General features: G+C 73.2%; 26 protein-coding genes. 6 read left to right on the forward strand and 20 right to left on the reverse strand.

What is annotated here, in order from left to right:
- The first annotated feature begins 20 nt into the window (after positions 1–20).
- Positions 21–437, forward strand: coding sequence for a DUF3224 domain-containing protein (locus tag ABD358_RS08770; RefSeq protein ID WP_344630300.1), 417 nt, complete (start codon positions 21–23; stop codon positions 435–437).
- A 58-nt stretch (positions 438–495) separates the two neighbouring features.
- On the opposite strand, the gene ABD358_RS08775 is transcribed toward ABD358_RS08770, so the two are convergent.
- From ABD358_RS08775 to ABD358_RS08870, 20 genes are all read right to left on the reverse strand, one after another.
- Positions 496–1,167 (reverse strand): uracil-DNA glycosylase, encoded by a 672-nt coding sequence (locus tag ABD358_RS08775; RefSeq protein WP_344630366.1) that lies wholly within the window; start codon positions 1,165–1,167, stop codon positions 496–498.
- 97 nt (positions 1,168–1,264) lie between these two features.
- Positions 1,265–2,845: an ABC transporter substrate-binding protein gene (locus ABD358_RS08780; RefSeq protein ID WP_344630301.1), complete on the reverse strand. Its 1,581-nt coding sequence runs from the start codon at positions 2,843–2,845 to the stop codon at positions 1,265–1,267.
- 421 nt (positions 2,846–3,266) lie between these two features.
- Positions 3,267–4,022: an SDR family oxidoreductase gene (locus ABD358_RS08785; protein WP_344630302.1), complete on the reverse strand. Its 756-nt coding sequence runs from the start codon at positions 4,020–4,022 to the stop codon at positions 3,267–3,269.
- A 34-nt stretch (positions 4,023–4,056) separates the two neighbouring features.
- On the reverse strand, positions 4,057–4,818 hold the full coding sequence (fabG, locus tag ABD358_RS08790) for a 3-oxoacyl-ACP reductase FabG (protein ID WP_344630303.1): 762 nt from the start codon (positions 4,816–4,818) through the stop codon (positions 4,057–4,059).
- 167 nt (positions 4,819–4,985) lie between these two features.
- The gene (locus ABD358_RS08795; protein WP_344630304.1) at positions 4,986–5,381 is read right to left on the reverse strand and encodes a DUF3037 domain-containing protein; all 396 of its coding nucleotides are present in this window, start codon (positions 5,379–5,381) and stop codon (positions 4,986–4,988) included.
- On the reverse strand, positions 5,378–6,223 hold the full coding sequence (locus ABD358_RS08800) for a HipA family kinase (protein ID WP_344630305.1): 846 nt from the start codon (positions 6,221–6,223) through the stop codon (positions 5,378–5,380). The genes ABD358_RS08795 and ABD358_RS08800 overlap by 4 nt, the downstream gene beginning before the upstream one ends.
- Positions 6,224–6,495: 272 nt before the next feature.
- Positions 6,496–7,749: a lytic transglycosylase domain-containing protein gene (locus ABD358_RS08805; RefSeq protein ID WP_344630306.1), complete on the reverse strand. Its 1,254-nt coding sequence runs from the start codon at positions 7,747–7,749 to the stop codon at positions 6,496–6,498.
- Between the two features lie 84 nt (positions 7,750–7,833).
- Complete coding sequence (locus ABD358_RS08810; RefSeq protein WP_344630307.1) at positions 7,834–8,583, reverse strand: hypothetical protein; 750 nt, start codon at positions 8,581–8,583, stop codon at positions 7,834–7,836.
- Positions 8,584–8,610: 27 nt separating this feature from the next.
- The gene (locus tag ABD358_RS08815; protein WP_344630308.1) at positions 8,611–9,156 is read right to left on the reverse strand and encodes a nuclear transport factor 2 family protein; all 546 of its coding nucleotides are present in this window, start codon (positions 9,154–9,156) and stop codon (positions 8,611–8,613) included.
- A 31-nt stretch (positions 9,157–9,187) separates the two neighbouring features.
- Entirely contained in the window at positions 9,188–9,874 is a 687-nt protein-coding gene (locus ABD358_RS08820) for a hypothetical protein (protein ID WP_344630309.1), read from the reverse strand.
- The gene (locus ABD358_RS08825; RefSeq protein WP_344630310.1) at positions 9,871–10,386 is read right to left on the reverse strand and encodes a hypothetical protein; all 516 of its coding nucleotides are present in this window, start codon (positions 10,384–10,386) and stop codon (positions 9,871–9,873) included. Before ABD358_RS08825 ends, ABD358_RS08820 begins: the two co-directional genes overlap by 4 nt.
- The gene (locus ABD358_RS08830; RefSeq protein ID WP_344630311.1) at positions 10,383–11,663 is read right to left on the reverse strand and encodes an MCE family protein; all 1,281 of its coding nucleotides are present in this window, start codon (positions 11,661–11,663) and stop codon (positions 10,383–10,385) included. Before ABD358_RS08830 ends, ABD358_RS08825 begins: the two co-directional genes overlap by 4 nt.
- Positions 11,660–12,883, reverse strand: a complete 1,224-nt coding sequence (locus ABD358_RS08835; RefSeq protein WP_344630312.1) for an MCE family protein — start codon at positions 12,881–12,883, stop codon at positions 11,660–11,662. The genes ABD358_RS08830 and ABD358_RS08835 overlap by 4 nt, the downstream gene beginning before the upstream one ends.
- On the reverse strand, positions 12,880–13,899 hold the full coding sequence (locus tag ABD358_RS08840; protein ID WP_344630313.1) for an MCE family protein: 1,020 nt from the start codon (positions 13,897–13,899) through the stop codon (positions 12,880–12,882). Before ABD358_RS08840 ends, ABD358_RS08835 begins: the two co-directional genes overlap by 4 nt.
- Positions 13,896–14,999: an MCE family protein gene (locus ABD358_RS08845; protein WP_344630314.1), complete on the reverse strand. Its 1,104-nt coding sequence runs from the start codon at positions 14,997–14,999 to the stop codon at positions 13,896–13,898. The genes ABD358_RS08840 and ABD358_RS08845 overlap by 4 nt, the downstream gene beginning before the upstream one ends.
- Positions 14,996–16,045, reverse strand: coding sequence for an MCE family protein (locus ABD358_RS08850; RefSeq protein ID WP_344630315.1), 1,050 nt, complete (start codon positions 16,043–16,045; stop codon positions 14,996–14,998). Before ABD358_RS08850 ends, ABD358_RS08845 begins: the two co-directional genes overlap by 4 nt.
- Positions 16,042–17,295: an MCE family protein gene (locus ABD358_RS08855; protein ID WP_344630316.1), complete on the reverse strand. Its 1,254-nt coding sequence runs from the start codon at positions 17,293–17,295 to the stop codon at positions 16,042–16,044. Before ABD358_RS08855 ends, ABD358_RS08850 begins: the two co-directional genes overlap by 4 nt.
- Positions 17,296–18,102, reverse strand: a complete 807-nt coding sequence (locus ABD358_RS08860; protein ID WP_344630317.1) for an MlaE family ABC transporter permease — start codon at positions 18,100–18,102, stop codon at positions 17,296–17,298.
- Positions 18,103–18,107: 5 nt separating this feature from the next.
- Positions 18,108–18,872 (reverse strand): MlaE family ABC transporter permease, encoded by a 765-nt coding sequence (locus ABD358_RS08865; RefSeq protein WP_344630318.1) that lies wholly within the window; start codon positions 18,870–18,872, stop codon positions 18,108–18,110.
- Entirely contained in the window at positions 18,869–19,882 is a 1,014-nt protein-coding gene (locus tag ABD358_RS08870; RefSeq protein WP_344630319.1) for an ABC transporter ATP-binding protein, read from the reverse strand. The genes ABD358_RS08865 and ABD358_RS08870 overlap by 4 nt, the downstream gene beginning before the upstream one ends.
- A 743-nt stretch (positions 19,883–20,625) precedes the next feature.
- On the opposite strand from ABD358_RS08870, the gene ABD358_RS08875 reads away from it, so the two are divergent.
- The 5 genes from ABD358_RS08875 to ABD358_RS08895 all read left to right on the forward strand — a co-directional run bounded on the left by ABD358_RS08875 (position 20,626) and on the right by ABD358_RS08895 (position 25,883).
- Positions 20,626–21,258, forward strand: a complete 633-nt coding sequence (locus ABD358_RS08875) for a hypothetical protein (protein ID WP_344630320.1) — start codon at positions 20,626–20,628, stop codon at positions 21,256–21,258.
- A gap of 114 nt (positions 21,259–21,372) precedes the next feature.
- Positions 21,373–22,938, forward strand: coding sequence for a DUF6801 domain-containing protein (locus tag ABD358_RS08880; RefSeq protein ID WP_344630321.1), 1,566 nt, complete (start codon positions 21,373–21,375; stop codon positions 22,936–22,938).
- Positions 22,939–22,978: 40 nt separating this feature from the next.
- Complete coding sequence (locus ABD358_RS08885; protein ID WP_344630322.1) at positions 22,979–23,929, forward strand: hypothetical protein; 951 nt, start codon at positions 22,979–22,981, stop codon at positions 23,927–23,929.
- Between the two features lie 213 nt (positions 23,930–24,142).
- The gene (locus ABD358_RS08890; protein ID WP_344630323.1) at positions 24,143–25,351 is read left to right on the forward strand and encodes a PucR-like N-terminal domain-containing protein; all 1,209 of its coding nucleotides are present in this window, start codon (positions 24,143–24,145) and stop codon (positions 25,349–25,351) included.
- 205 nt (positions 25,352–25,556) lie between these two features.
- A complete protein-coding gene (locus tag ABD358_RS08895) occupies positions 25,557–25,883 on the forward strand; it encodes a hypothetical protein (protein WP_344630324.1) in 327 nt (108 codons plus the stop codon).
- The last annotated feature ends 29 nt before the right edge of the window (positions 25,884–25,912 follow it).

Below are 25,912 nucleotides of genomic sequence, written 5' to 3' on the forward strand. Positions count from 1 at the left end.
CCGGTCACGGAGGAGACCCCATGTCCACGCACACCACCGGCAGCTTCACCTTCGCCGACTGGCAGGAGGCCGTCCTCTCCGAGGCCGAGGGCGGTCCGAAGCTGGCCCGCGCCACCGTCGCCAACCACTTCACCGGCGGCATCGAGGCCGCCGGGACGGCGTGCGCCTACAGCATCGTGTACACCACCGGGGACCCGGAGTCGGCCGGGAGCTTCACCGGCCACGAGCTGGTCACCGGCGCCCTCGACGGCCGCAAGGGCAGCTTCGTCCTCGCCGAGCACGGCACCTTCGACGAGAGGGGGACCGTGCACTGCGTCTTCGAGGTGGTGCCCGGTTCCGGCACCGGGGAGCTGGCCGGCCTGCGGGGGACGGGCGGCTTCACCGCGGTGCACGGCGAGCCGTCCGTCGCGTACGCCTTCGACTACGAGCTGGACTGACGCCGGACCGGCGCCGTACGGGTGGCCGGCCCCGGGCGTGCCGCACGGGGCCGGGCGGTCACTTCCCCAGGTCGGGGATGCACCAGTCGACCGGGGTGTGCCCCTGCGCCGCGATCGCCTCGTTGATCTGGGTGAAGGGGCGGGAACCGAAGAACTTCTTCGCGGACAGCGGCGAGGGGTGGGCGCCCTGCACCACCGCGTGCCGCTCGGTGTCGATCAGCGGCAGCTTCTTCCTCGCGTGGGCCCCCCACAGCACGAAGACGGCCGGGTCGGGCCGCGCGCCGACGGCGCGGATCACCGCGTCCGTGAACTTCTCCCAGCCCTTCCCCTTGTGGGAGTTGGGCTCGCCCTGCCGGACGGTGAGGACCGTGTTGAGCAGCAGCACGCCCTGCTTCGCCCACGGCATCAGGTAGCCGTTGTCGGGGACGGGGCAGCCCAGCTCCGCCTGCAGCTCCTTGTAGATGTTCCGCAGGGACGGCGGGATCCTCACCCCCGGCCGCACCGAGAACGCCAGCCCGTGGCCCTGCCCCTCGCCGTGGTACGGGTCCTGGCCGAGGATCACCACCTTGACCTGGTCGTAGGGGGTGGCGTCCAGCGCCGCGAAGACCTCCTCCCGGGGCGGGTAGACCGGCCCGCGCGCCCGCTCCGCCTCGACGAACTCGACGAGCTCCTTGAAGTACGGCTTCTCCAGCTCGTCGCCGAGGACGCCCTGCCAGGACTCGGGCAGCATGCCGTTCACGTGAGACAACCTCCGGTTTCGGTTCCGCGTTGCGCCTCAGAACCTACCGGTGACCGCCGACAGCGGCGCTCCGGCGGCGGGCCGGGGACTACCAGCTCTCCTTGCGGGAGAGCTCCCACAGCCGCATGATCGTCGAGGAGTCGATGCACCACTCCACCCCGGCGATGTCGTCGCGCGCGGCGATGTAGAGCTTGCCCTGCCACAGGGGGACCAGCCGGGCGTCCTCGGCCAGGATCTCCTGGGCCTCGGCGAAGGCGGCGCCCGCCTCGCCGCGGTCGCTCTCCTTGCGGGCCCGGGGCAGCAGCGTCCCGGTCAGGACACTGTGCTCGTAGGGCGTGCCGAGGGCGTTCTCCTTGCCGACGAACGGCGAGATGTAGTTGTCCGCGTCCGGGAAGTCGGGGAACCAGCCGCGGCCGAACACCGGGTACTCGCCCTCCGCGACGCCCTCCTGGAACTCCCGCCACTCGCGGCCCTCCAGGGTGACCTCGAACAGTCCCGACGCCTCGAGCTGCCGCTTGATCTCGGCGAACTCCTCGGCGGTGGTGGCCCCGTAGCGGTCCGTGGCGTACCAGAGGGTCAGCCGGACCTTCCCGGTGATCCCGGCTCCGGCCAGCGCGGCCCTGGCCTTGTCCACGTCGGGCTCGCCGTACTCCTCGTAGAAGGCGCTGGTGTGCCCGGTGATCCCGCCGGGGACCATGGAGTACAGCGGGGCGGCGGTGCGCTGGTAGACGTTGCGGACCAGGGCCTTGCGGTCGATGATCTGGGCCACGGCCCGGCGGACGGCCGGCTCGGAGACCTCCTCGTGCTCCGGGTTGAACACCAGGTAGCGGATCTCGGTGCCGTAGACCTCGTCGAGCTTGATGTCCGGGTAGTCGGTGCGGTTCCTGTCGAAGTCGGTGACCTGCTCGGGCGTCAGGCCGCGGTAGGTGAGGTCGACGGTGCCCTTCTTGAGCTCGTCGGTCATCTTCCCCGAGTCCTTGAAGTACCGGACGGTGACGGCGCCGTTCTTGACCTCGGCGGCTCCCCGGTACTTCTCGTTCCTGACCAGCTCGACCCGCTCGCCGTCCTTGTACTCCTCGATGCGGTACGGCCCGGACCCGCTGATCGTGTCCGACTTCAGCAGCCGGTCGGCCGGGTAGACGGCGGGGTCGACCAGGGAGGCGGCGGGGGTGGCGAGCACCAGCGGGAAGGTGGCGTCCGGCCGCTTGAGGTGGAATATGATCGTCCGGTCGCCGGAGGTCTCTATCCGGTCGATGCTCTGCAGCAGCTGGGCGGGACCGCTCTCCGCCTTGATGGCGAGGGTGCGCTCGAAGGAGTACTTCACCGCTTCGGCGTCCAGCGGGTTCCCGCTGGAGAACGTCAGGCCCTTCTTCAGGACGCAGCGGTAGACGCTGCTGACGGCGTCGGTGAAGCCGCATCTCTGCGCGGCGTCGGGTTCGGGGGTCCCGCTGGAGTTCGGGAAGTGCGTCAGCGTCTGGTAGACGTTCCGGAACAGCTCCCAGGAGCCGTCCCAGGCGCCGGCCGGATCCAGGACGCTGGGCATGCTCGTGGTGCCGACGACGATCGCCCTGTCGCTCCCGCCTCCCCCGCCCAGTGAGCCGCACCCGGCGAGCAGACTCGCCGTCACCACCACGGCTGCGCCCTTCAGAGGCTTGTCCTGGCTGAACACTCGTACGCTCCTCGGTCGGCGATGCCACTACTGCCTGGGGTGCTGTGGGGGGTTCCATCGGCCGACGGGGGCGGAGCACGGGCCGCGGTGCGCGTGCCACCGCACGGCGGCAGGGCGTCAACTGGCCTGTCGTGCCGACGACGTGGCAGACCATACCGCAGCATGTGACGTAGCTGACAGGCTTCCGAACCGGTTCGGATCATGGCTTTCCCGGCGGCCGGGCCCGGGCCGCCGGCACGGGCGGACAGACCGGGCGCAACCGTACGCGGCCCACCGGGCGCGGGGCCTCGCGGCAGGGGACCGGGAGGGCTCGGAAAGGAAACAGCGCCTCCGGCACCGTACCGCCCGCCCGGGCGGGCGGTACGGTGCCGGAGGCGCTGTCCGGGCGTCCCCGGCGCTCGGCCGGCCGGGGTCCGCTCCGTCACTCCACCCCGGCGTTGAGGAACATCCCGCCGTCGACCACGAGGGTCTGGCCGGTGATCCACCCGGAGGCGTCGGAGGTGAGGAAGGCCGCCGCTCCCCCGATGTCCTCGGGCACGCCGAGCCGTCCCATCGGGTAGCGCCGGACGACCTCCTCCTCGCGCCCCTCGTAGAGCGCGGCGGCGAACTTCGTCTTCACCACGGCCGGGGCGATGGCGTTGACCCGCACCTTCGGCGCCATCTCGTGCGCGAGCTGGAGGGTGAGGTTGACCATCGCGGCCTTGCTGATGCCGTAGGCGCCGATGAAGGGCGAAGCGGACAGCCCGGCGATGGAGGCGATGTTGACGATGGTGCCGCCGTTCTCCTTCTGCCAGGCCGCCCAGGTGCGCTGGGCGAAGCCGAGCGCGGAGAGGACGTTGGTCTCGAAGACCTTGCGGGCGACGTTCAGGTCCAGCTCGGCGATGGGCCCGAAGACCGGGTTGGTGCCGGCGTTGTTGACCAGGTGGTCGACGCGGCCGAACGCCTCCATGGTGCGCTCCACGGCCTCCGCCTGGTGGGCCTCGTCGTGCGCCTTCCCGGCGACGCCGATGGCGCGGTCCGCGCCGAGCCGGGCGACGGCCTCCTTGAGCGCGTCCTCGTTGCGGCCGGTGATGCACACCCGGTCGCCGCGGGCGACGAGGGCCTCGGCGATGCCGTAGCCGATGCCGCGGCTCGCCCCGGTGATGATGGCGACCTTGCCGCCGTCCTGCACTGCCATACCGTTGTCCGTTTCCTGGTGGGTCGTTCGGGCGTCAGTCGAGCGGCCCGCCGGCCACGTACAGCACCTGGCCGGAGACGAATCCGGCCTCCTCGCCGGTGAAGAAGGCGATGGCGTTGGCGATGTCCTCGGGCCTGCCGACGCGCTGGACGGGGATCTGCGAGGCGGCGGCCTTCTGGAAGTCCTCGAAGCCCATGCCGACGCGGGCGGCGGTGGCGGCGGTCATGTCGGTGGCGATGAAGCCGGGGGCCACGGCGTTGGCGGTGATGCCGAACTTGCCCAGCTCGATGGCGAGGGTCTTGGTGAAGCCCTGGAGGCCGGCCTTGGCGGCGGAGTAGTTGGCCTGGCCGCGGTTGCCGAGCGCGGAGCTGGAGGAGAGGTTGACGATCCGGCCGAACCCGGCGTCGACCATGTGCTTCTGACAGGCCCGGGACATCAGGAAGGCACCCCGCAGGTGCACGTTCATGACCGTGTCCCAGTCGGAGTCGCTCATCTTGAACAGCAGGTTGTCGCGGAGCACGCCGGCGTTGTTGACCAGGACGGTCGGCGCGCCCAGCTCCTCGGCGACCCGGGCGACGGCGGCCTCCACCTGCTCGGCCACGGACACGTCGCAGCCGACGGCGAGGGCCCTCCCGCCCGCGGCGGTGATCTTCTCCACGGTGTCCTTGCAGGCCGACTCGTCCAGGTCGAGTACGGCGACGGCCCGGCCCTCGGCGGCCAGGCGGACGGCCGTGGCCGCGCCGATGCCCCGGGCGCCGCCCGTCACGATCGCGACACGCTGCTCGGTGGTGGACATGCTGGTCTCTCCTCGCGCTCGAATGGGTGAGCAACCGCTTAGTACCTCTGGTGGACGTGACGCTAGAAGCACGGACACGCTCTGTCAACGCCCCGCAGCACGGGTGAGGCCCAGCCCACGCGCCGGGCCCGCTCACGGGCCCGGCGCGCCGCCGTCCGGCCGCCCCCTCAGCGCACCAGCGTCCGGAGCAGCCGCTCGATCTCCGCCCCGGGATCGGCGGTCAGCCCGGTGTGCACCGGACCCGGCTGGACGACGGTGGAACGGGGCGCCACCAGCCAGCGGAAACGCCTCCCGGCGTCGTCGCCGGCGGCCTGCCCGGCGGCGTCCCCGCCCCGGCACACGCACTCCACCGCGTGGAGGGCCGCCCGCACGCCCTCGACGTCGGCGTCCGGGTCCAGGGCCCGCAGCCTGCCCTCGTCCAGGTGGGTGCGGGCCGCGACGAAGGACCGGGCCCGGCAGTAGAGGACGATTCCGGCGTTGATCAGCTCGCCGCGCTCGACCCGGGGGACGACGCGCAGGACGGCGTACTCGAAGACGTCGCGCCCGCCTGTCAGACCGCTCACCGCTGCCGCCCGCCCTTCTTCAGCCCGCTCACGGCGTCCGCCCAGTCCTTCAGCCAGCCCGGCGCCCTGGAGGGGCCGTCCTGGCTCGGGGCGCCGACGGTGATCCGCCGGTGGACCGTACCGGCCCGGGCCGCCAGCACCTCGACGTAGGCGCGGCGCAGGGCGTCCGGCGTATCGAAGCCCGGCTCGCCCGCCAGCCACTCGTCGGGGATGTCGGCCGCGCACTCGGCCAGCAGCTCCTCCGTCACGCGCGGCGCCAGCTCGGCGGCGGCCGCGGCGATGTCGGGGCCGGCGGGGGCGAGGGCGTGGTCGGAGGCGTCGTACGGCTTGTCGGCCGCCCGGTCGGCGGTGGGCCAGTTGTGGTGCCAGATGAGGGTGGCGCCGTGGTCGATGAGCCACAGGTCGCCGTGCCAGACGAGCATGTTGGGGTTCCGCCAGGAGCGGTCGACGTTGTTCACCAGCGCGTCGAACCACACCACGCGCCCGGCCTCCTCGGGGCCCACCGCGTAGGCGAGCGGGTCGAAGCCGATCGAGCCGGGCAGGAAGTCCATGCCCAGGTTCAGCCCGCCGCTGGCCTTGAGCAGTTCCTGCACCTCCTGGTCGGGCTCGCCCAGGCCGATCACCGGGTCGAGCTGCATCCGCACCAGGTCGGGCACCCGCAGACCCAGCCGCTGGGCCAGCCGTCCGCACAGCACCTCGGCCACCAGGGTCTTGCGGCCCTGTCCGGCGCCGGTGAACTTCATGACGTAGGTGCCCAGGTCGTCGGCCTCGACGATCCCGGGCAGCGAACCGCCCTCGCGCAGGGGTGTCACATAGCGCGTGGCGGTGACTTCGGGAAGCATTTTCCCAGGCTATACGGCCCCGCGGCCTTCCGATCCACTGTTTGTTCCCGGGCTCGGCGTGACGGCCGGCAGGCCGCGGACCTTCCCGGAGGTCCGCCCGGCCGACCGCGGTGCCCCGGCCGGTGACCGGCGAGAGGACGCCTCCGCGTACTCCCCGTCCGTCCGGCGGAGGACGGTCCCCGCGGCCGGACCGTCCGCCGGGCCGCCCACCGGACTCCGCGGGGACGGAGCGCTCCTCGAGGACCGGGGGCCGCCGCGTGTTCCGGCCCGCCTCACTCCTCACCGGCCGGGCACGCCGGCTCCTCCCGCGCGGCGCCGGGCCCGGTCGCGGGTGATTCGCTCGCCTCCGGGGAGGGGCTCGCGGACTCCGAGGGGCAGTCCTGCGGGGACGTCGGGGTTTCGGTGGGGGTCGGGGTTTCAGTGGGGGTCGCCGTCGGGGTGTCGGACGGCTCCGGATCGGGTGACGGCGAGGGTGTCTGCGAGGGGCTCGGCCCCGCGGCGGGCGGCGTCGTGGAGGGGGACGGCGCCGGGGACGAGGGGGAGGGAACGGACGCGCCGGGCCCGGAGGAGGCTCCGGGGTCGGGACCGACGACGCTGCCGCCTCCCTTTCCTCCCTTTCCTCCCTCTCCTCCCCCGCGTCCGTCGCTCCCGTCGGCCGGCTCCGTCGCCGGGGTGTCGCCCCCGGCCCCGGGTGACCTCGGGACGACGCCCCTGCCGTCGGGCACGGCGCGCACGCCCCGGCGGTAGAAGTCCAGCCAGTACCGGACCAGGTCGAGGTAGGAGCGCGAGTGGTTGTAGCCGAGGATCGCCCGGTCCAGGTCCGCGGACCGGCTCAGGTCCCGGTCCCCGGCGCACAGGTAGTGCCCGGCGGCGAGCGCCGCGTCGAAGACGTTGTTGGGGTCGGCGCGTCCGTCGCCGTTGCCGTCGGCGCCCCACCGGGCCCAGGTCGACGGCAGGAACTGCATCGGGCCGACCGCTCGGTCGTACACCGTGTCGCCGTCCCGGGCGCCGCCGTCGGTGTCCCGGATCAGGGCGAAGCCCCGGCCGTCGAGAGCCGGTCCCGTGATGCGGCCCAGTGTCGTGCCGTGCCGGTCGACCGCGCCGCCGCGCGCCTGGCCGGACTCCACCTTGCCGATCGCGGCGAGCAGTTCCCAGGGCAGCCGGCAGCCCGGGTCCGTGCGCGCGACGGACCGCTCGGCCGCACGGTAGGCGCGCAGCACAGTCCCCGGAATGCCGGACTCCGCCCGGAACCGCGTGACCTGCTCGGGACGGGGCGGGGCGTCCGGGGACACCAGGGGAGGCAGTTCGGTGTGGTAGGAGCCGTCCCCGGGCGGGGAGAGCTCGGCGTACGGGAGCTCCGGCGCCGACGGGCGTCCTCCGCCCGCGGCCGGGCGGAGGCTCTCGTCCTGCGGGAGGCCGGGCGCCTGGGAGGCGGTGAGGACCGCCATCGCGGTCACGGCGACGGCGGTGGTCTCCAGGCTCCGCCGGGTCCGGGCGCGCAGGCGTCGTGCGCGGTGTGCGGGCATGGCTGTCACTCCCTGGTGGTCGGATTCCCGCGGTGCGGGTGCGAAGGCGCCGGGCGCGGTGTGCCCGGGTCCGTCCGGCCGTCCTCAGCGGCCGAAGGTGTCGATGCCGGAGACGAGCCAGCGGCCGTCGCGCCACACCACGTCGACGGCGAGCATCGCCCCGGCGTACGTCCCCCCGTCCCCCGCCCGTGCGCCCTTCTTGGAGCCCTCGGCGTCTTTGGCGGTGCTGACGCTGCTCTGGTCGGCGTAGACCAGGACGCGGGCCCGGTCGCCGTCGATGCGTTCGACCGCGCTGTCGGTGACCGTGGTGGTGATCACCGCCTTCTGCTTCCCGGCGCGGGCCCGGACGTCGTCCAGCAGGGTCCGGTGCTGCTCGACGGCCCTCCCCGTCAGCAGGTCCTTCGCGGCCTTCTCGAAGGCGGCGGGATCGGTGTGGTCGTAGGAGAAGAGCGCGGCGACGGCCTTGGCCGTCTGCCCCTTGACCTGGCTGGTGCGGGCGGTGTCGGTCAGGGCGGTGTTGCGCACCGCGGGATCGTTCCGCAGGTCCTGGGCGCGCGCGTGCGCCCAGCCGGCGAAGCCGCCCAGGACGACGGTGAGCAGGCACAGCAGCACCGGTGCCACGGGCCGGGACCGCCGGCCGGTCCGCGCCGGCCGGTCCTTCCCCGTCCGGCGCGTGTCCGCCCGGCCGGTCCGCGCGGGCGCGGCGTCACGCGCGGGCCGTGCGGCGGGACGGGTGCGGGCCGGGCCGGCCGCGCGTCCGGGGGTCTCGGTCCGGACGGCCTCGCGTGCCCGGCGGCGGCGCAGGCTGTTGATGTGGTGACGGGTCGTCGGCATCGTGTGTCGTCCTCTCCCGCGGCCGGATCAGCCGACCGGCGCCGTGCCGCCGACGGGGGCCTGCCCCAGGGCGCTGAGTTTCCACCGGCCGCCGGTGCGGGTCAGTTCGCCGAGCATCCGGCTGTCCTTGTCGACGCTCTTCTCGCCGGGCGCCCTGACGGTCACCCGCAGGGCGACGAGCACCCGGGCTCGGCCGGCCCGGTCGTCGAGTTCGGTGACGCCGCCGGACAGCACCCGGGCCGTGGTGACCGTCTTCGCGGTCCTCACCCGGTCGGCGAACTCGTCGCGCCCGGAGACCAGTTGGTCGTGGAGCTCGCCGGTCGTCGAGGACTCCCACAGGTCGAGGCCCCGGTCGAGCCGGCGGTGGTCGAGGGTGTTGAGGTTCTGGATGGCCTGTTCGCCGGCGGCGAGCGCCTCGTCGCGCTGCACGGCGTACGCCGCCGACTCGTCGTGGGCGGCGTCGTACCAGTCCCAGCCCGTCCATGCCGCGAATCCGCCCGCGACGACGGCGAGGACGAGGGCGAGGGCCGTCGGGGTCCGGAGCCCGGCCGGCCTGCGGACCGCGCGTCTCATGGGATCCTCCCTTCCGTTCTTCCGGGTGCGTTCAGCGGGTCTTGATGTCGACGATCCGCCACCGGTCCTCCTCCCATCGCGCGGTGACCGTGAGCTGGGCCGCCGCGGCGGTGGCCCCGTCCTTGCCGCGGCGGGAGATCTGGTCGAGGAAGACCAGCAGGCGGGCGCTGTCGCTGTTGAGTTCGATCACCCCGGTGCGCACGGCCTGGGTGCTCAGGGTGACGCGCTGCTCGACGAGGTCCTCGCGGATCCGCCCGATCAGCTCGGTGTACTGGCGCTCCGCCCGGCCGGCGAGGACGGAGCGCGCGGAGCGCTCGGTGGCCCCCAGGCCGTCCGGCGTGTACGAGAAGATCCGGGCGAGGGCGCTGCCGACGTCCCCGGCGACGCGTGCGGTGGCCCCGGCGTCGGTCAGCGCGCGGTTCCGCGCCGACGGCGCGGAGTCCAGCTCGTGGGCGGCGTGGAAGAAGCCGCAGCCGGCGAGGACGAGTGCCGCGGCGCCCGCCGCCGGGACGGCCCGCCGCAGCCGGCGGCGCGGCGGGCGGCCGGCGCCCGCCGTGTCCTCCGCGGCTTCCGCGGCTTCCCCGTCCGGCGCGCCGGGCACGCCGGGTCCGGCCTCCCCGGCGCGGCCGTCCCGCTCCGGCGGATCCCCTGCCCGCGGGTCCCCGGCCGGCGGGCCGGCGGAGCGGGACGGTCGCCGGACGCCCGGTATCCGCGTCATCGGCCGCCCTCCTCCGCCGTCCGCGCGAGCGGTACCGCGCTCAGCGCCTTGACCTTCCACTCGTCCTCGCCGGTGCGGGCCAGGACCGCCTCCAGGCGTTTGCGGTCCGAGGTGGACGTCTTCGCCCCGGCGGGCGTGACCTCCACGCTCACGGTCGCGATGAGCTTGGCCGTGCCGGCCCGTACGTCGAGGGCGGTGACGGCGGCCTCCGTGACCGTGCCCCGCGCCGACGCGCCCGCCCTGGGGCCGGTGCGGCCCAGTTCGTCCCGCAGCGGGCCGGTCGAGGCGGCGCGCCAGGCCCGGATGCCCGCCCGCGCGTCCTCGCGGGAGGAGGCGTCGAGCGTGGTGAGCACGGCCAGGGCGGCGCGCCCGTCGGCCAGCGCCTCGTCGCGTGCGCGGCCGTAGGCGAGCGAGTCGTCGCCCCGTGCCTGCGCGTAGGTCCACGCTCCCGCGCCGCAGAACCCCAGCGCCAGGACCAGTCCCGCCCCGGCGAGGACGCGGGCCCGCCTCACCGGCCGTCCTCCGGGTGCGCCCCGAGGAGCCCCGCCAGGTCCGGCGGCGCCCCGCCGCCCGTGCCCGGCAGCGCGAGCGCGCCCGGCAGGCGTGCGGAGTCCGCGGCCGTGGACGGCGTGGCGCCGGCCGGGGGCAGGGAGCCCGGCCGGGCCGGTTCGGGCACCGCGCCGCCCCGGGGGGCGTTGGCGGAGCCCCGCACGTTGACCCCGCTCGCGGCCGGGGCGGTGCAGGAGGCTCCGGTGTTGAGGGCGGGGGCGGTGCCGAGGTCGAGTCCGTTGCGGTAGCGGGTGCCGCCGTATCCGGCGGTGCAGGGCAGGGGCTTGAAGAAGGTGACGGCCAGACCGAGCTTCATCGTTCCTCCCTCGACGGCGGTGGCGCCGGCGGAGACGGCCGCCGGGTACTTCACGAGGAGTTCCTCCATGCCGCGCTGCCGGGTGACGGCGACCTCGGAGGTGGTGAGCAGGTTGGCGAGGACCACGCCCAGGCTGGGGTCCAGGTCCTGCAGGAGGCCGCTGACCTGGGTGGCGGCCCCGGGGGTGACGGTGAGCAGCCGGCGCAGGTCGGCGTCTGAGCCCTTGAGGGTGCGGGCGAGCTTCTCGGCGCCGTCGGCGAAGCCGCGGATGGCCTCCGCCTCCTCGGCCTGGGTGCGCAGTACGGTCTCGCCGTCGTCGATCAGCCGGGTGGTCGACGGCAGGGCGCGGTCGGCGGCCTCGATGAAGGCGCTGCCGCTGTCCAGCAGCGCCTGGAGGTCGTCGCCGTGGCCTTCGAACGCCTTGCCGAACTCGTCGACGACCGTGCGCAGCTCCTCCGTCGGCACGGAGGCGGTGAGGTCGTTGACGCTGGTGAGGACGTCGGTGACGGGTCTGGGGACCTGGGTGTCGGACTGTTCGATCCGGGAGCCCTGGGCGAGGTAGGGGCCGCTGTCGCTCTCGGGCCGCAGGTCGATGTACTGCTCGCCGACCGCCGACAGCCCGGCCACCACCGCCCGGGTGTCGGCGGGGATGCGGGGGGCGGACTTCTTGATGCGCAGGTGGGCGACGACTCCGTCCTCGGTGAGGTCGATCGAGCCGACCCGGCCGACCGACACGCCCCGGTAGGTGACGTCGGAGTGGGTGAACAGCCCTCCCGTGCGCGGGAGTTCGACGCTCACGGTGTAGTGGTCGGCGATGCCGACGTACCGGCCGAGGTCCGCGTAGCGGATGCCGACGAAGCCGAGGACGAGGACGGCGACGACGAGGAACACGAGGTTCTTCAGGCGTACGGCGAGGGTGATCACCTCGGCTCACCCCCGTCCGCGGACGGCGCCGGCACGGAGGGCAGCGGCAGCGGCGCCGACGGGGAGGATCCGGTTCCCGTCCCCTCGCCCGGCCGCTTCCGGGCGGCGTCGGGCTCCGTCCCGGGCGGGACGGAGGACGAGGACGATGACGAGGAGGGCGGGGGGCCGTCCCGCGGCACCAGCGGCGGGATCACCCGGGTGCCGGGGGCGGCGGTCATGGTCAGGTACACGTTGAGGTAGTCGCCCTTCACGCCGTTCAGGACCTCGTCGGTGAACGGGTAGGTCAGCAGCACCTGGAGGGAGTCGGGCAGGTCGGCGCCCGCGTCCGCGAGCGCCTTCAGGGTGGGGGCGATGGCCTTGAGGTCGGCGACCATGTCGTCCTTGCTCGCGTTGACGGTGGAGACGGCGACGTCGGAGAGCGTGTCCAGGGAGCGCAGCATGGTCAGCAGTGAGCCGCGCTGCTCGTGGAGGGTCCTCAGCCCCGGCGAGAGGTCGGTGAGGACGGTCCGCACGTCGCTCCTGCGGCCGGCGAGCGTGGCGGCGAGCCGGTTGACGCCGTCGAGGGCGTCGGTGATGTCGCCGCGGTGCTCGTCGAGGTTCGTCACCAGCCTGTCGACCCGTCGAAGCATCGAGCGGACCTCGGGTTCGCGTCCGCCGAGGGCCTTGTTCAGTTCCCGGGTGATGGTCTTGAGCTGGTTGACGCCGCCGCCGTTGAGCAGCAGGGACAGGGCGCCGAACACCTCCTCGACCTCGGTGTTGCGGCCGGTGCGGGACAGCGGGATGACACTGCCGTCGCCGAGCCGTCCGGCGGCGTCCGGCTCGTCCGGGGCGACGAGCTGGATGTACTTCTCGCCGAGCAGGCTGGACTGCTCCAGGCGGGCGCCGGTGTCGGCGGGCAGCCGTACGTCGCCGTTGATCCTCATGGTGACGCGGGCCGACCAGTCGTCGCCGTCGAGCCGGATGTCCGTGACCCGGCCCACGGCGACGTCGTTGACCTTGACCGCGGCCTGCGGGACGAGGCTGAGGGCGTCGTCGAGTTCGGCGGTGACGGTGTAGGGGTGGGAGCCGAGGTCGGCGCCGCCGGGCAGCGGCAGGTCCTCGATGCCGTCGAAGCGCGGGGCGGTGGCGGAGAACGCGCCGAGCGCCAGGGCGAAGCCCAGACCGAGAGCGAGGAGTCCGGCGCCCGCGGCCCTGCCGGTGGTGAGTGCTCCGCGTTTCACCGCTTCCCCTCCCCCGGGGCCGAGGAGCCTCCCGTGGCCGGCAGGGGCAGCAGCGGACCGCCCATGCTGATCTCGTTGAGGTTGGCCCGGCCGTGGAGCATCCCGGTGCCGGTGTCGTAGGCGCCGACGACGTTGCCGGCGGCCAGCGGCGCCACGTCCAGTGCCTCGGCGAGCGAGGCGCGCTGCCGTACCAGGGTCTGGGTGATCGGCACCAGACGTTCGGTGTTCTTCTTCAGCTCGCCCCGGTTGTCCCTGATGAACGTCTTCACCCGGCCGAGGGCCGTGCCGAGTTCGTCGAGCGCGCCGGCCAGGTCGTCCCTGTTGTCGGCGAAGAATCCGACGACCGTGTCCAGGCGCTCCTGGGCCGTGCGCACGTCGGCGTCCCTGTCCTTCAGCATGGTGGTGAAGGACTGCAGGGCGGCGAGGGTGGCGAACAGGTCGTCGCTGGAGCCGTCGAGGGTCCTGGCCGCCTTGCCGAACTGCTCGACGCTGTCGCCGATGGCCTCGCCGTTCCCGTCGAGGTTGGCGGCGCCGGTCTCCAGCAGGTCGGACAGGGCGCCCGAGGAGTTGGCCCCGTCGGGACCGAGCGCCTCGCCGAGGTCGGCGACCGCGTCGTAGAGCTGGTCGATCTCGACGGGGGTGCGGTTGCGGGAGGCAGGCAGCACGGCGCCGTCGGCGAGGGCGGGACCGGACCGGTAGGCCGGGGTGAGCTGCACGTAGCGGTCGGCGACGACGCTGGGGGCGACCACCACGGCCCGCGCCTCCCGTGGCACCCGTACGCCCTCGTCGAGGGCGAGTTCCACCCGGACCCGGGTGCCCTGCGGCCGTACCGACTCCACCGTGCCGACCCGGACCCCCAGGATGCGCAGGTCGGAGCCGGCGTAGACGCCGACGGCACGGTCGAAGTAGGCGGTCAGGCGGATGCCGCCGGAGTCCAGGGCGCGCACCGTGGCCAGTCCGGCGGCGACCACGGCGAGGGCGATCGCGGCCGCGAGGAGTCTTCTGCGCTTGGTCATCGCTCACCGCTTCCCCGGGCCGCCGCCGGCTGCTTCGGCGGCATGCACCCGGTCTTGGGCCGGGACTGCGCGGGCAGGTAGTCGCGGGGCACCACCCCGCACAGGTAGCTGTCGAACCAGCGGCCGCTGCCGAGGGTGTTGCCGAGGAGGCGGTAGTAGGGTCCGGCGAGCGCCAGCGTCCGGTCGAGCTGCGTGGTGTTCCTCTCCAGGACCGAGGTGACGCGGCTCAGCGCCCTGAGGGTGGGCCCCAGCCGCTTCTCGTTGTCCTTCACCAGGCCGCTCAGTTCGGTGCCGAGGTCGCGGCTGCCCCTCAGCAGGGCCCTGATGGCGTCACGGCGCTCCCGCAGCTCGCCGAGCAGGGAGCCGCCGTCCTCGATGAGGGCCTCGAAGCCGGACTTCTTGCCCTCCAGCGTCCGGGTGAACCGCGCGCTGCTCCTGAGCAGCCTGGACAGCTCGCGATCTCGTTTGGAGACGGACTTCGACAGGTCGGACAGGCCGGTGGCGGCCTTCCGCACGTGCGGCGGCGAGTCCCGGAAGGTGTCCGAGATCGCCTCGAAGCTCTCGGCGAGCTTCCGGGTGTCGAGGGCGCCGGCGGTGCTGCCGAGGTCCTGGAACGCCTGCGTCACGTCGTACGGCGAGGTGGTGCGGGTCAGCGGGATGCGGCGGCCGGGGTCCTGCCGGGCCGACCCCAGCGGGTCGAGGGCGACGTACTTCTCACCCAGCAGCGTCCTGATGGCGATGGCCGCCGTGGTCCGGTCGCCGATCCAGGCGTCCTCGACCTCGAAGTCGACCCTCACCCGGTCGCCGTCGAGCGCGACACCGGTGACCTCGCCGACCTTGACGCCGGCGATGCGCACCTCGTCGCCCTCCTCGAGCCCGGCGGCCTCGGAGAAGTCGGCGCTGTAGGCCGTGCCGCCGCCCACCAGGGGCAGCCGTCCGGCGTTGTAGGCCAAGGCGGTGAGCAGGGCCAGCAGGAGCAGGCCGACGAGCGCCACGGCGACCGGGTCGCGCTCCTTGACCGGCTTCGGGCGCGGCGGGCGGAACCGGCGGACGCCGGCGGCGTCCTCGTCGCGGCGGGCGGGTCTCGGCAGCGGGCTCATGCGCCGCACCTCGCCTCGGTGACCGCGATGCCGGTCGGCGGCCGGGAGCCGTCGGATGTGCTCACTCCGCTCACGCGGGCCTCGCAGAGGTAGAGGTTGAACCAGGATCCGTACGAGGACAGGCGGGCCAGGGCGGTCATCTTGGCGGGTGTCCGGTCGAGGAAGTCCTCGATCCGCGGGGTGGCGTCGCCGAGGTTGTCCGAGAGCCGGCCCAGTTCGCGGATGTCCTGTTCGAGGGGTTCGCGCCCCTCGTCGAGGAGGTCGGCGGTCACGGTGGTCAGGTCCCCCATGGCGGTGACGGCCCTGCCCAGGGGCTCGCGGTCCTCGTTGAAGCCGGTGACGAGTTCCCGGAGCGTGTCGACGAGGTCGTCGAACTCGGCCTCGCGGTCGTTGAAGGTGGTCAGGACGGTGTCGAGGTTCTTCACGACCTCGCCGAGGACCTCGTCCCTGGCGGCGATCGTCGTGCTGAGCGAACCGATGTGCCGCAGGAGGCTGTCGACGGTGCCGCCCTCGCCCTGGAGCACCTGCACGATGGAGCCCGCGAGTTCGTTGACGTCCTTCGGGGAAAGCCCTTCGAACAGCGGTTTGAAGCCGTTGAAGAGGAGGGTCAGGTCCAGCGCGGGGGTGGTGCGGTCCAGCGGGATGGTCTCGCCGCCGCCGAGGGTGCCGGCGAGGTCTCCACTGCCGCGGCCGAGGGCCACATAACGCTGCCCCACCATGTCGAGGTACTTCACGGCCGCCGTCGTCGACCGGGGCAGGGCGCGGTCGTCGCGGACGGTGAAGGTGACCTGCGCGACGCGCCGGTCGACGACGCGGATGTCGGTGACCTCGCCGACCTCGACCCCGGAGATGCGCACGCTGTCGCCCTCGGCAAGCCCGGTGACGTCGGTGAACAGAGCCTTGTAGGCCACGGTGTCGTCGCCGACCCCGGTGTTCGCGACGCTCAGGCCGAGCACGGTCGTGGCCAGCGCGGTCACCAGCAGGAAGGCGAGGGACTTCAGCAGGGGCCCGGTCGGCGGGCGGCCCCGGGTGTGCCGGGAGGTCATCGCAGGGTCACCTCCGTACCGCGCAGGGCGGGTCCGGCGAGGAGGCTGCTCCACTCCGGCAGGTCGGCGGGGTGCCTGCCGGCGGCCGGGGCGAGCAGTTCGTTGACGAGGTCGTTCTCCTGCGGGGAGTTGGCCGGCCCGAGGTCCTGCTCCGCCGCCGCGGGCACCTGCGCGGCCGGCTCGGCGCGGACGCCGGGATAGGGCACGGGGTGGCAGCGGGGTCCGCCCCCGGCGTCGTAGGAGGGGGCGTCCCGGCCGGGCAGGTAGGCGCCGCGGGAGGGCACGGTGGTGACGTCGACCCGCAGGCCCGGCCGGCCGGTTCCCTTGCCGAGCGCCTCGTCCATGGCCGGGACGAACTCGGCGAGGGTGCGCAGGGTGCAGGGGAAGGAGGGGGAGTACTCGGCGAGCAGTTCCAGGGTGGGCCGGGAGGCCGCGGCGAGCCGGATGATGTTGTCCTTGTTCTGCCTCAGGAAGGCGGTCGTGTCCTCGGCCGTCCTCGTGGTGGCGCCGAGGGCGACGGCCAGTTCGCCCTCCTTCTCGGCCAGGGTGCCGCTGGTGGTGGTGAAGTCGGTGAGCGCCGTGACGATCTCGGGTGCGGCGTCGGCGTAGACGTGGCTGACCTTCACGAGTTCTTTCAGGTCGCGGTTGAGGGCGGGCAGGTGGGGGTTGAACTCGCGCAGGTGGGCGTCGAGCCGGCCGAGGGTGTCGCCGAGCCGGTCGCCGCGCCCCTCCAGCGCCCGGGAGACCGCGGACAGGGTGGCGGAGAGCTTCTGCGGCTGGACCGCGGTGAGCATCGGCAGCACGTTGTCGAGGACCTGCTGCAGTTCGACGGCGTTGGCGGAGCGGTCCTGCGGGATGACGGCCCCGGGGGCCAGCGTCCGTCCGGAGGGGCGCGCGGGCGGGACGAGGGCCACGAACCGCTCCCCGAACAGGGTGGTCGGCAGCATCTGCGCGCGCACGTCGGCCGGTATGCGGGCCGCCGTGCCGGGCCGCAGGGCGAGGGTGAGCCGGGCGCCGTCGCCGGTGGCGTCGATGGCGCGGACCTCGCCGACGACGACGCCGCGCAGTTTCACCTCGGCGCCCACGTGCATCTCGTTGCCGACGCTGCCGGTCTCCACCACGACCGGGACGGAGTCGGTGAACCTCTTGTCGTAGACGGCGACGGCCAGCCACGCCAGCAGGACGGGCGCCACCAGGAACACCACTCCCGCGAGTCGGCGGCGCAGCGTCGCGCCTCGGGTGCCGTTCATCTAACCCGCCACCTTCACGGTCGTGGTGGCGCCCCACAGGGCGAGCGACAGGAAGAAGTCGGTGACGCTGATCAGCACGATCGCGTTGCGCACCGAGCGGCCCACGGCGACGCCGACACCGGCCGGGCCTCCGGTGGCGCGGTAGCCGTGGTAGCAGTGGGCGACGATCACCATCACGCTGAAGATCAGCACCTTCAGCACGGAGAGCAGGACGTCCGTGGGCGACAGGAACAGGTTGAAGTAGTGGTCGTACGTGCCCTTGGACTGGCCGTTGAACAGGACCGTCACGGAGCGGGACGCCAGGTAGGAGGAGAGCAGTCCGATCGCGTAGAGCGGGACGATGGCGACGACGCCGGCGATGATGCGGGTGGTGACCAGGTAGGGCAGGGAGCGGATGCCCATGCCCTCGAGGGCGTCGACCTCCTCGTTGACGCGCATCGCGCCGAGCTGGGCGGTGAAGCCGGCGCCGACGGTCGCGGACAGGGCCAGTCCCGCGACGAGCGGGGCGATCTCGCGGGTGTTGAAGTAGGCGGAGACGAACCCGGTGAACGCGGCGGTGCCGATCTGGTCCAGGGCGGCGTGCCCCTGGAGCCCGACGACGGTCCCGGTGAACAGCGTCATCGCGATCATCACGCCGATGGTGCCGCCGATGACGCCGAGGCCGCCGCTGCCGAAGGCGACCTCGGCGAGCAGCCGCTGCACCTCCTTGGAGTAGCGGTGGAGGGTGCGCGGGATCCAGAACAGGGAGCGGGCGTAGAACAGGAGCTGGTCGCCGGAGCGGTCGAGCCAGAGGAGCAGGGGGGCCATCTGCCTCAGCCTCCCTTCGGCGGGACGAGTTGGAGGTAGATGCCCGTCATCACCATGTTGACGAAGAACAGCAGGAGGAAGGTGATGACGACGGACTGGTTGACGGCGTCGCCGACGCCCTTGGGGCCGCCGCGCGGGTTCAGGCCGCGGTGGGCCGCGACGATGCCCGCGATGAATCCGAAGACCAGGGCCTTCAGTTCGCTGATGTAGAGGTCGGGCAGCTGGGCGAGGGCGGAGAAGCTGGACAGGTAGGCGCCGGGGGTGCCGTCCTGCAGGAAGACGTTGAAGAAGTAGCCGCCGAGGACGCCGACCGCGGAGACCAGGCCGTTGAGCAGGACGGCCACGCCCATGGCGGCCAGGACCCGGGGCACGACCAGGCGCTGCACGGGCGAGACGCCCATGACCTCCATCGCGTCCAGCTCCTCTCGGATCTTGCGGGAGCCGAGGTCGGCGCAGATCGCGGAGCCGGCGGCGCCGGCGATCAGCAGCGCGACGATGAGCGGGCTGGCCTGCTGCACGACGGCGAGGACGCTGGCGCCGCCGGTGAACGACTGGGCGCCCAGCTGCCGGGTGAGCGAGCCGACCTGGAGGGCGATCACGGCGCCGAACGGGATCGAGACGAGAGCGGCGGGCAGGATGGTGACGCTGGCGATGAACCAGAACTGCTCGACGAACTCCCGGAACTGGAAGGGCCGTCTGAAGACCGCGCGGCCGACCTCGACGGCGAGCGCGAAGAGCCGCCCGGTCTGCCGCAGTGCGCCGGTGATCATGTGCCGCTCCCGGCGGCGGGCATCGGCAGGGTGGGTGCGGCGGCGCCGGCCGCGTAGGTGCGCTCGATGGCCGTGCGGGCGGCGGGAGGCAGCCGGTCGAGCATGCCCAGGACCCTCTCCCGGCGGCGGGCGGCGGCCCGGCGCGGCGGGAGGCCGGGGGACGGCTCCAGTTGCGGGACGACCTCGCGGGGCCCGTCCGCCCCCGCGGGGCGCGGGCCGGCGGCTTCGGCCGCGAGGGTGGCGGCGTCCTTCTCCTCCGACATGCCGATCGGGCCCTCGCGCCGGCCGGAGAGGAACTGGGCCACGACGGGCTCCTCGCTGGTGAGCAGCACCTCGCGCGGGCCGAAGGTGACCAGCTCCCGGCGGAAGAGCATGCCCATGTTGTCGGGGACCGTGGCGGCGATGTCGAGGTTGTGGGTGACGATCAGCATCGTCGCGTCGATCTGCGCGTTCAGGTCGATCAGCAGCTGGGAGAGGTAGGCGGTGCGGACGGGGTCGAGTCCGGAGTCCGGTTCGTCGCACAGGATGATCTGCGGGTCCAGGACGAGGGCCCGGGCCAGGCCGGCCCGTTTGCGCATGCCGCCGCTGATCTCCCCGGGCAGCTTGTCCTCGGCGCCCAGCAGGCCGACGACCTCGATCCGCTCCATGACGATGCGGCGGATCTCGGACTCCTTCTTGCGGGTGTGCTCGCGCAGCGGGAAGGCGATGTTGTCGAAGAGCGACATGGAGCCGAAGAGGGCGCCGTCCTGGAACATGAGCCCGAAGAGCTTCCGGGCCTCGTAGACATCGCGCTCCGGGCTGTTCACCATGTCCACCCCGTCGACGAGGACACGGCCGTGCTCCGGTTTGAGCAGCCCTATGAGCGACTTCAGGAAAACGGTCTTTCCGGTGCCGGACGGGCCGAGCATGACGCTGATCTCCCCGGCCGGAAGAGTGAGGGTCACATCCCGCCAGACCTTCTGTTTCCCAAAGGATTTGGTCAGGCCCTCGACCACCACTTCGATTCCCATATCACCTCCAGAAGGATATGAGTCCGGCGCGCACCGCGGAGTACGCGTCAGCCCGGTGCACGGTTCGTCGACAACGGACGGGACGCCGATTTCCTCTCGCCGCCCCGCTCTTTGTCACCGCGCGGACAAGGAGTGGTCCGGCACCTGTCTTCCGAGTACGGGGCGGGGTCGCGCCCTCCTGGGGGAGGGGGCGGCGCGGCTCCGCCGGCGCGTCTCCGGCCCGTAAGGGGAGCGGGGCCGGAGATCCTTCCAACGCGCCTCCCCCCTGCGGGAGCACCCACCTGGAGGTCAGCGCCGTGCCCGGCACGTTACGACCGGGTAACCTCGGAAGGCAAGAGCGGATTCCGAGGTTTTCGCAGGATCCGGCCCGGTCGCCGGAAACTTGTCAGCGCGCCGATAAAAAGCCGCTCCGGACTTGTCGGGACGTGAGCAGGAAGCGGCCCGGCAGGGCCCCGGGGAGTACGGTCCAAGACTCCTGCCGGGCCCGGCGCGCACCGGGCCGGCGGAGTCCGCCTTAGCAGCGGGTGACTAAAACGCGCCGCGGACTGCTCACTCGGCGGCCGATTGTTTTTCCTCATCGCGAAGAACCATGGACGGCGGCATTGTTCGACCAAGTTTCCCGCAAGTAACGTCGTTGTCCGCGGTCGGACTTTCCCGATCCGCGGGCCGTCCGTCCTCCCCCCTCCGTAAGTCCGGACACGGCCTTCCTGCGCCGGTCGACCCCAGAGGAGAGTTCCAGAGCCATGAAGAAATCGATCAGAAGAATGGCCGTCATGGCGGGCGCGGGTGCGGCCGCGTTCGGCATGACCGTCGCCCCCGCCTCCGCGGTGCCCTCCACCGTGTGGACCGTCACCCCGTCGCCCGCCAACTTCGCGGCGACCAACAGCGGGAACATCGTGCTGACCGCCAACATCCCGATGACGTGCACGACGTCGTCGGCGTCGGGCACGATGCAGAGCGCCACCGGCAACCCCGCGACGGTCGCCTCCATCAGCGCCATCAACTTCGGCACCAGCACCTCGCCGTGCACCAGCGTCCTGGGCAACGTCACGACCATCGCGACCACTCCCTGGACGGTCGTCGCGCAGGACTACACCGCCTCGACCGGCGTCACCAAGGGGTACGTCGGCAACGTCAAGGCGAAGGTGACCGCCGGGGCCTGCGTGTTCACCGTGGAGGGCAAGGCCTCCGCCACCTACACCAACTCCACCGGCATCCTGGCGGTCAGCAGCGTGTCCGGCGACCTCAAGGTCACCTCGGCCTCCGGCTGCGGCACGGTCGTCACCACCGCGACCAAGCCCACCTTCAGGGGCAACTACGCGGTGAAGGTGGCGGGCACCGGCACCATCCCGAAGATCGTCGGCTCCAACCCGTAATCCGCGAAGGGCTCGCGTGCGTCCGGCCGGCACCCCCGGCCGGGCGCACGCGGCCCGGCCCGCACCCGGCCCTCGCCGTCCCCGGACGCCCGAACGACCCGAGCGGAGCAGCAGATGAGAGGTCCCCGCACCGCCCCCCGGCCGGCGGTCCGCGCCCGGCGCGCGACGATCACCGCGTTCACCGTACTGGCCGCCACCCTCCCCACCACGGCCGCCGCCACCGGCTCCCGGGAGATCGACACCGCCCTCCCCTACGTCTGCTCCCTGCCCTCGGGGCGGCACTCGGCGACGGTGCGGATCTCGGCCGTCTTCCCCGGACGGGCGGCGGCCGGAGAGGCGGTCCGGCCCTCGGACGTCTCCACCTCCGTGGAGTTCCCGGCGCAGGCGGTGGCGGACCTCAAGGAGATGGGAGCGGCCGGCGTCCGGCCGGCGACCCGGCTCGGCATCGGCGTGGCGCAGAACGGCGCCACGGCGGAGGCGACGTGGCGCGGCAGCGCGCAGCCCGTCGCCCTCCCCCCGTCCGGGCCCCTGACGCTGACCACGACGGGGGACGTTCCCTCGGTGACCGGGCGGAGCACGGGCGAACTCACGTTCTCCGCCGGGGACCTCGTCGTCGACCTGGAGCCGGCCGCCGCGGACGGCGCCGCCACCGGTTCCGCCGCGCTCACCGTCGACTGCGCCCTCGCCGATCACGCCGCGGACGCCGGCCGGCTGGCCGCCGTACCCGTCGGCCCGGAGGCGGCCGGCGGTACGGACGCGCCGAGCGGAACGCCGTCCGCCTCCCCCTCCTCCGGCACGCCGGAAGAGGGGGACGGGAGGCCGGAGGGCCGGCGGCGCGACCGGGCCCCGAAGGTGGCCGGGACCGCGCCGGGCGCTCCCGGCGCCGCCCGCGACGTGCCGCCGTGCAAGTACGACGAGCAGTACCCGGCCGGGCCGATGTCGCTGAACGCGTACATCACCGGCTACTCGAACGTCAGGAAACTCAAGGGCGCCGTGCTGATCCCGCCGTTCTGCACCCTGATCGAGCAGGGGGAGCCGCAGTTCGAGTTCTATCCGGACTTCAGCGGGGCCACCATCACGCAGCACTCCGGCGGCGACCTCCACTACCGGGGCCGCAAGCAGACGCCGCCCTTCGAGGCCACCTTCCTGACCTTCGGCTTCACGCCCACGACGGCCACCATGGTGCTGGAGCAGACCGGCCCGCTGACCATCGACTCCGCCGGCTCCACCGACTTCGTGTTCACCAGCACGGACACCTACGTCCGCGTACCGCTGGTACTGCGGGTGACCTCGCTGAAGGTCAACGGAACGCCGCTGGACGTCGGTCCGGACTGCCGGACCGAGAAGCCCCTCTCCTCACCGGAACCGGACCCCGGCAAGCACCCCGGCGACCATCTGGTGCTCCACGGCAGGGGCGAGCAGAACCTCGGCGAGCCGGCCACCGGCTACCTGCTCCTGTCCGGCGGGCCCCTGACCGGCGAGGTCACCATCCCGGCCTTCACCGGCTGCGGCGCCGACGGCGAGGACCTCGACCGCCTGCTCACGGCCTCCGTCTCCGGCCCCGGCAACTACGTCAAGCAGATACAGGGCCAGACCTGCTTCGCCGCCGCCGAGGAAGTGAACCCGGACGAGTGCACCCCGGACCGGCAGCCCCTCAAGATCCCCGTCCCCGAACGCTGACCCTCCCCCTCGACCAGTCCCCTCACGGAAGGCCACCCCCATGAACCGGTTCCCCCGCCGCGCGAGACTCGCCACCACCGTCACCGCCGCCGCCACCGCGCTCGGCGCCCTCGCCTCCATGGGCACCGCGACCGCCGCGACCGCACAGCCGGGCGGCGAGTGGGCGCCCTTCACCCGCTGTCCCGTGGACGCGCCGGCCATGCTGGCCGCGGACGGCCTGGCCCAGACCCCGCAGTGCGTCGTCTCCGTCTCCCCGAGCGGCTCCATCAAGCTGGGCAAGACCACCGTGGTGACGGGCAGGACCAACCTCCAGATGGGGATCGTCCAGAACTCCGACGGCACCAGCACCGTCGTGGCCCCGCCCGCCGGCGCGATCATCGCCGACTCCGCGACCGTCCCCGGCGGCCTGCTGGGACTGATGTGCCCGAGCAAGGTGCCCGTGGTGACGGCGATCTGCGAGCAGCTCGCCAACAGCGACCTCAACAAGATCACGGCCACCGTGGAGTCCGTGGGCGCGCCCCGCGACTTCGACCAGACCGCCGGCATCCTCACCGACCAGCCGATCGTCGCCATACCGGTCCGCATCCACCTGGAGAACCCGTTCCTGGGCAGCAAGTGCTACATCGGTTCCAAGTCCGATCCGATCGTCCTGCGTCCCAGGAACCTCGACTACCCCGAGTTCGGGATGTCGTTCTTCAAGGGGGACGGCACCCTCGCCGAGGACGGCGAGATGAGCCGCATCAATCTCACCGGGGCGACCCAGAACGACAGCGAGTTCGCGGTGCCCGGGGCCAGCGGCTGCGGGCTGGGCCTGCTCGGCGTGATCGACGCCGCGGTCAACCTCAAGACCGGGCTTCCCTCCCCGTCCGGGAACAACAGCCTCACCCTCAACGACACCGAGACCTACCTCGCCGGCCTGACGGCCCCCGGCACCGTGGCGCCCGACGCGGGCCGGATCCTGTCGCGGAACTGGCACTCCGCCGTCAAGTAGTGGCCGCGCAGCGGCGATTCCCGGCCGTCCCGGCGCTTCCGCCACGTCCCGCCGTATCGAAGCGCGCACGGACTGTGTACCTTCCACGGAAGTTGTTCTAGCTTCGGCAGCTCAGTCGTGCAGGACCTGACGGCCGGTCACGTGCCGCCTCGCACCGGGCGGGGGCACGCGGCCGGCCCGCCGGGCGCTTCGAGGAGCAAGGGACGACCACTCATGCCATCCACCACGCAGCCGTCAGGGATCGGTGAACCCCTCGACCCCCTCCCGAAGGAGTTCGCGGCCGTCATGAGACCGGAGTTACCCGGGCTCATGGAGGAGATACGCGTCGAGGTCACCCGAGCCTACCCCGTCTACGGGCGTCTGCTCGACGGGCCGAACGCGGACGCCATCCGCCAGGGCATCGAGCAGGCCGTGTCCGCCTTCGTGGACCGCGTCGCCGACCCCGGCAGGAACTCCGTGCTCCGCGACGAACTGCTGCGCAAGTTCGGCCGCGTCGAGGCGTACGAGGGCCGCGAACTGGACGTCCTCCAGGGGGCCTACCGGCTCGGCGCCCGCGTCGCGCTGCGCCGGGCCAAGGCCGTGGGCCGGCAGTACCGGCTCTCCCCCGCCCTCATCCTCGCCTTCGCCGACGCCCTGTTCAGCTACGTCGAGGAACTGGAGGCGATCTCCCGCGAGGGCTATGTCGAGGTGCAGTCGCGGTCCTCCTCCGAGGTGTCCGCGCAGCGCAGACGGCTGCTCCACCTCATCCTCGCCGCCCCGCCGCTGCCCGGGGCGCTGGCCGGACTCTGCGAGGCGGCCGCCTGGCGGCTGCCGGCGGACGTCACCATGGTCGCCCTGCGCCCACCGGTGCCCGGGCACCTGGAGGCCGGGCTGGCCGGCGACGTCCTCGCGGACCTGGACGTCCCGCAGCCGCACCTGCTGATCCCCGGCGAGCCGACCCCGGAGCGCCTGGCGATGCTCCACGCCGCCCTGGACGGAACCCGCGCCGTGGTGGGACTGACCGTTCCGCCGACCCAGGCCGCCGACTCCATCCGCTGGGCGCGCCGCACGCTCCAGCTGATCGACGAGGGCGTCGTGGCCGACGCGCCCGTGGTCCGCTGCGAGGACCACCTGGTGACCCTCTGGCTGCTGTCCGATCCGCCCCTGGTGTCCCAGCTCGCGGCGAGGGAGCTGGCCCCGCTCGACGCGCTGCCCCCCAGCCGCCGCGACCGGCTCGTGGAGACCCTGCGCGTCCACATCTCCACCCGGGCGCCCGCGGAGCAGGTCGGCGAGACGCTGGGCGTCCACGCCCAGACCGTCCGCTACCGCCTGCGGAACCTGGAGACCCGCCTCGGCGACCGCCTCGCCGACCCCGACCGCCGCTTCGCCCTGGAGGCGGCCCTGCGCGCGCTCCATCTGCAGAGCGGCGGCCGCGGGAAGTGACCGCGCCGGCCGGCCTCCCGCCTTTCCGGCCGGCCCGCCGGGGCAGCTCGCCTCCGTGCCCGAAGCCGTGTCGAACGGCGGGTTCGACACGGCTTGGGGCGCGCTTTCCGGCCGGAGGACGCCGGGACGGTTCCCTGCCGCGCCGACGGCCCGCATGCTGTCGGGCGGACCTGTCCCGGCGGAGACGGACGGAGAGGGAGAAGACATGAGGCGTACCGTACGGGCCGCGGTGCCGGCCGTCGCCGTGTTCCTGCCGGCGGTCACCGGCGTGGCACTGGCGCCCTCGGCGGCGGCCGGTCCCGCCGACTGCGTGACCGGGGTGGCCGGCGGCACGGTCGCGTACGCGGAATGCCCGGCCGGCGCCGGGGAGTTCGAGTTCCGCGTGGTGGCGCAGAGCGGTGGTGTCGCCGGTCTGAACACGGTGTACGGCCCGTGGCTGCGGCCCTCGGCCGATGCCCCGGCGCGTTCGGCGGTCAGTTGCGAGGTGGCGCCGAAGTGCGCGGCGTTCTCGCCGGTGACCGAGTTCCGCTGACCGCCTCCCGCACCGGGTCCGAGGCGCGT

The organism is Streptomyces glaucosporus, assembly GCF_039533345.1.
Classification (GTDB): Bacteria; Actinomycetota; Actinomycetes; order Streptomycetales; family Streptomycetaceae; genus Streptomyces; species Streptomyces glaucosporus.

What these genes read in the sequence shown, in the direction of transcription:
- ABD358_RS08805 (WP_344630306.1), bottom strand. Translation starts at nt 7,749, where the DNA reads ATGCCCGCACACCGCGCACGACGCCTGCGCGCCCGGACCCGGCGGAGC.
- ABD358_RS08875 (WP_344630320.1), top strand. Translation starts at nt 20,626, where the DNA reads ATGAAGAAATCGATCAGAAGAATGGCCGTCATGGCGGGCGCGGGTGCG.
- ABD358_RS08775 (WP_344630366.1), bottom strand. Translation starts at nt 1,167, where the DNA reads ATGCTGCCCGAGTCCTGGCAGGGCGTCCTCGGCGACGAGCTGGAGAAG.
- ABD358_RS08840 (WP_344630313.1), bottom strand. Translation starts at nt 13,899, where the DNA reads ATGACCAAGCGCAGAAGACTCCTCGCGGCCGCGATCGCCCTCGCCGTG.
- ABD358_RS08770 (WP_344630300.1), top strand. Translation starts at nt 21, where the DNA reads ATGTCCACGCACACCACCGGCAGCTTCACCTTCGCCGACTGGCAGGAG.
- ABD358_RS08895 (WP_344630324.1), top strand. Translation starts at nt 25,557, where the DNA reads ATGAGGCGTACCGTACGGGCCGCGGTGCCGGCCGTCGCCGTGTTCCTG.
- ABD358_RS08800 (WP_344630305.1), bottom strand. Translation starts at nt 6,223, where the DNA reads ATGCTTCCCGAAGTCACCGCCACGCGCTATGTGACACCCCTGCGCGAG.
- ABD358_RS08850 (WP_344630315.1), bottom strand. Translation starts at nt 16,045, where the DNA reads ATGACCTCCCGGCACACCCGGGGCCGCCCGCCGACCGGGCCCCTGCTG.
- ABD358_RS08860 (WP_344630317.1), bottom strand. Translation starts at nt 18,102, where the DNA reads ATGGCCCCCCTGCTCCTCTGGCTCGACCGCTCCGGCGACCAGCTCCTG.
- ABD358_RS08845 (WP_344630314.1), bottom strand. Translation starts at nt 14,999, where the DNA reads ATGAGCCCGCTGCCGAGACCCGCCCGCCGCGACGAGGACGCCGCCGGC.
- ABD358_RS08785 (WP_344630302.1), bottom strand. Translation starts at nt 4,022, where the DNA reads ATGGCAGTGCAGGACGGCGGCAAGGTCGCCATCATCACCGGGGCGAGC.
- ABD358_RS08820 (WP_344630309.1), bottom strand. Translation starts at nt 9,874, where the DNA reads ATGACGCGGATACCGGGCGTCCGGCGACCGTCCCGCTCCGCCGGCCCG.
- ABD358_RS08885 (WP_344630322.1), top strand. Translation starts at nt 22,979, where the DNA reads ATGAACCGGTTCCCCCGCCGCGCGAGACTCGCCACCACCGTCACCGCC.
- ABD358_RS08855 (WP_344630316.1), bottom strand. Translation starts at nt 17,295, where the DNA reads ATGAACGGCACCCGAGGCGCGACGCTGCGCCGCCGACTCGCGGGAGTG.
- ABD358_RS08870 (WP_344630319.1), bottom strand. Translation starts at nt 19,882, where the DNA reads ATGGGAATCGAAGTGGTGGTCGAGGGCCTGACCAAATCCTTTGGGAAA.
- ABD358_RS08890 (WP_344630323.1), top strand. Translation starts at nt 24,143, where the DNA reads ATGCCATCCACCACGCAGCCGTCAGGGATCGGTGAACCCCTCGACCCC.
- ABD358_RS08815 (WP_344630308.1), bottom strand. Translation starts at nt 9,156, where the DNA reads ATGAGACGCGCGGTCCGCAGGCCGGCCGGGCTCCGGACCCCGACGGCC.
- fabG (WP_344630303.1), bottom strand. Translation starts at nt 4,818, where the DNA reads ATGTCCACCACCGAGCAGCGTGTCGCGATCGTGACGGGCGGCGCCCGG.
- ABD358_RS08810 (WP_344630307.1), bottom strand. Translation starts at nt 8,583, where the DNA reads ATGCCGACGACCCGTCACCACATCAACAGCCTGCGCCGCCGCCGGGCA.
- ABD358_RS08865 (WP_344630318.1), bottom strand. Translation starts at nt 18,872, where the DNA reads ATGATCACCGGCGCACTGCGGCAGACCGGGCGGCTCTTCGCGCTCGCC.
- ABD358_RS08880 (WP_344630321.1), top strand. Translation starts at nt 21,373, where the DNA reads ATGAGAGGTCCCCGCACCGCCCCCCGGCCGGCGGTCCGCGCCCGGCGC.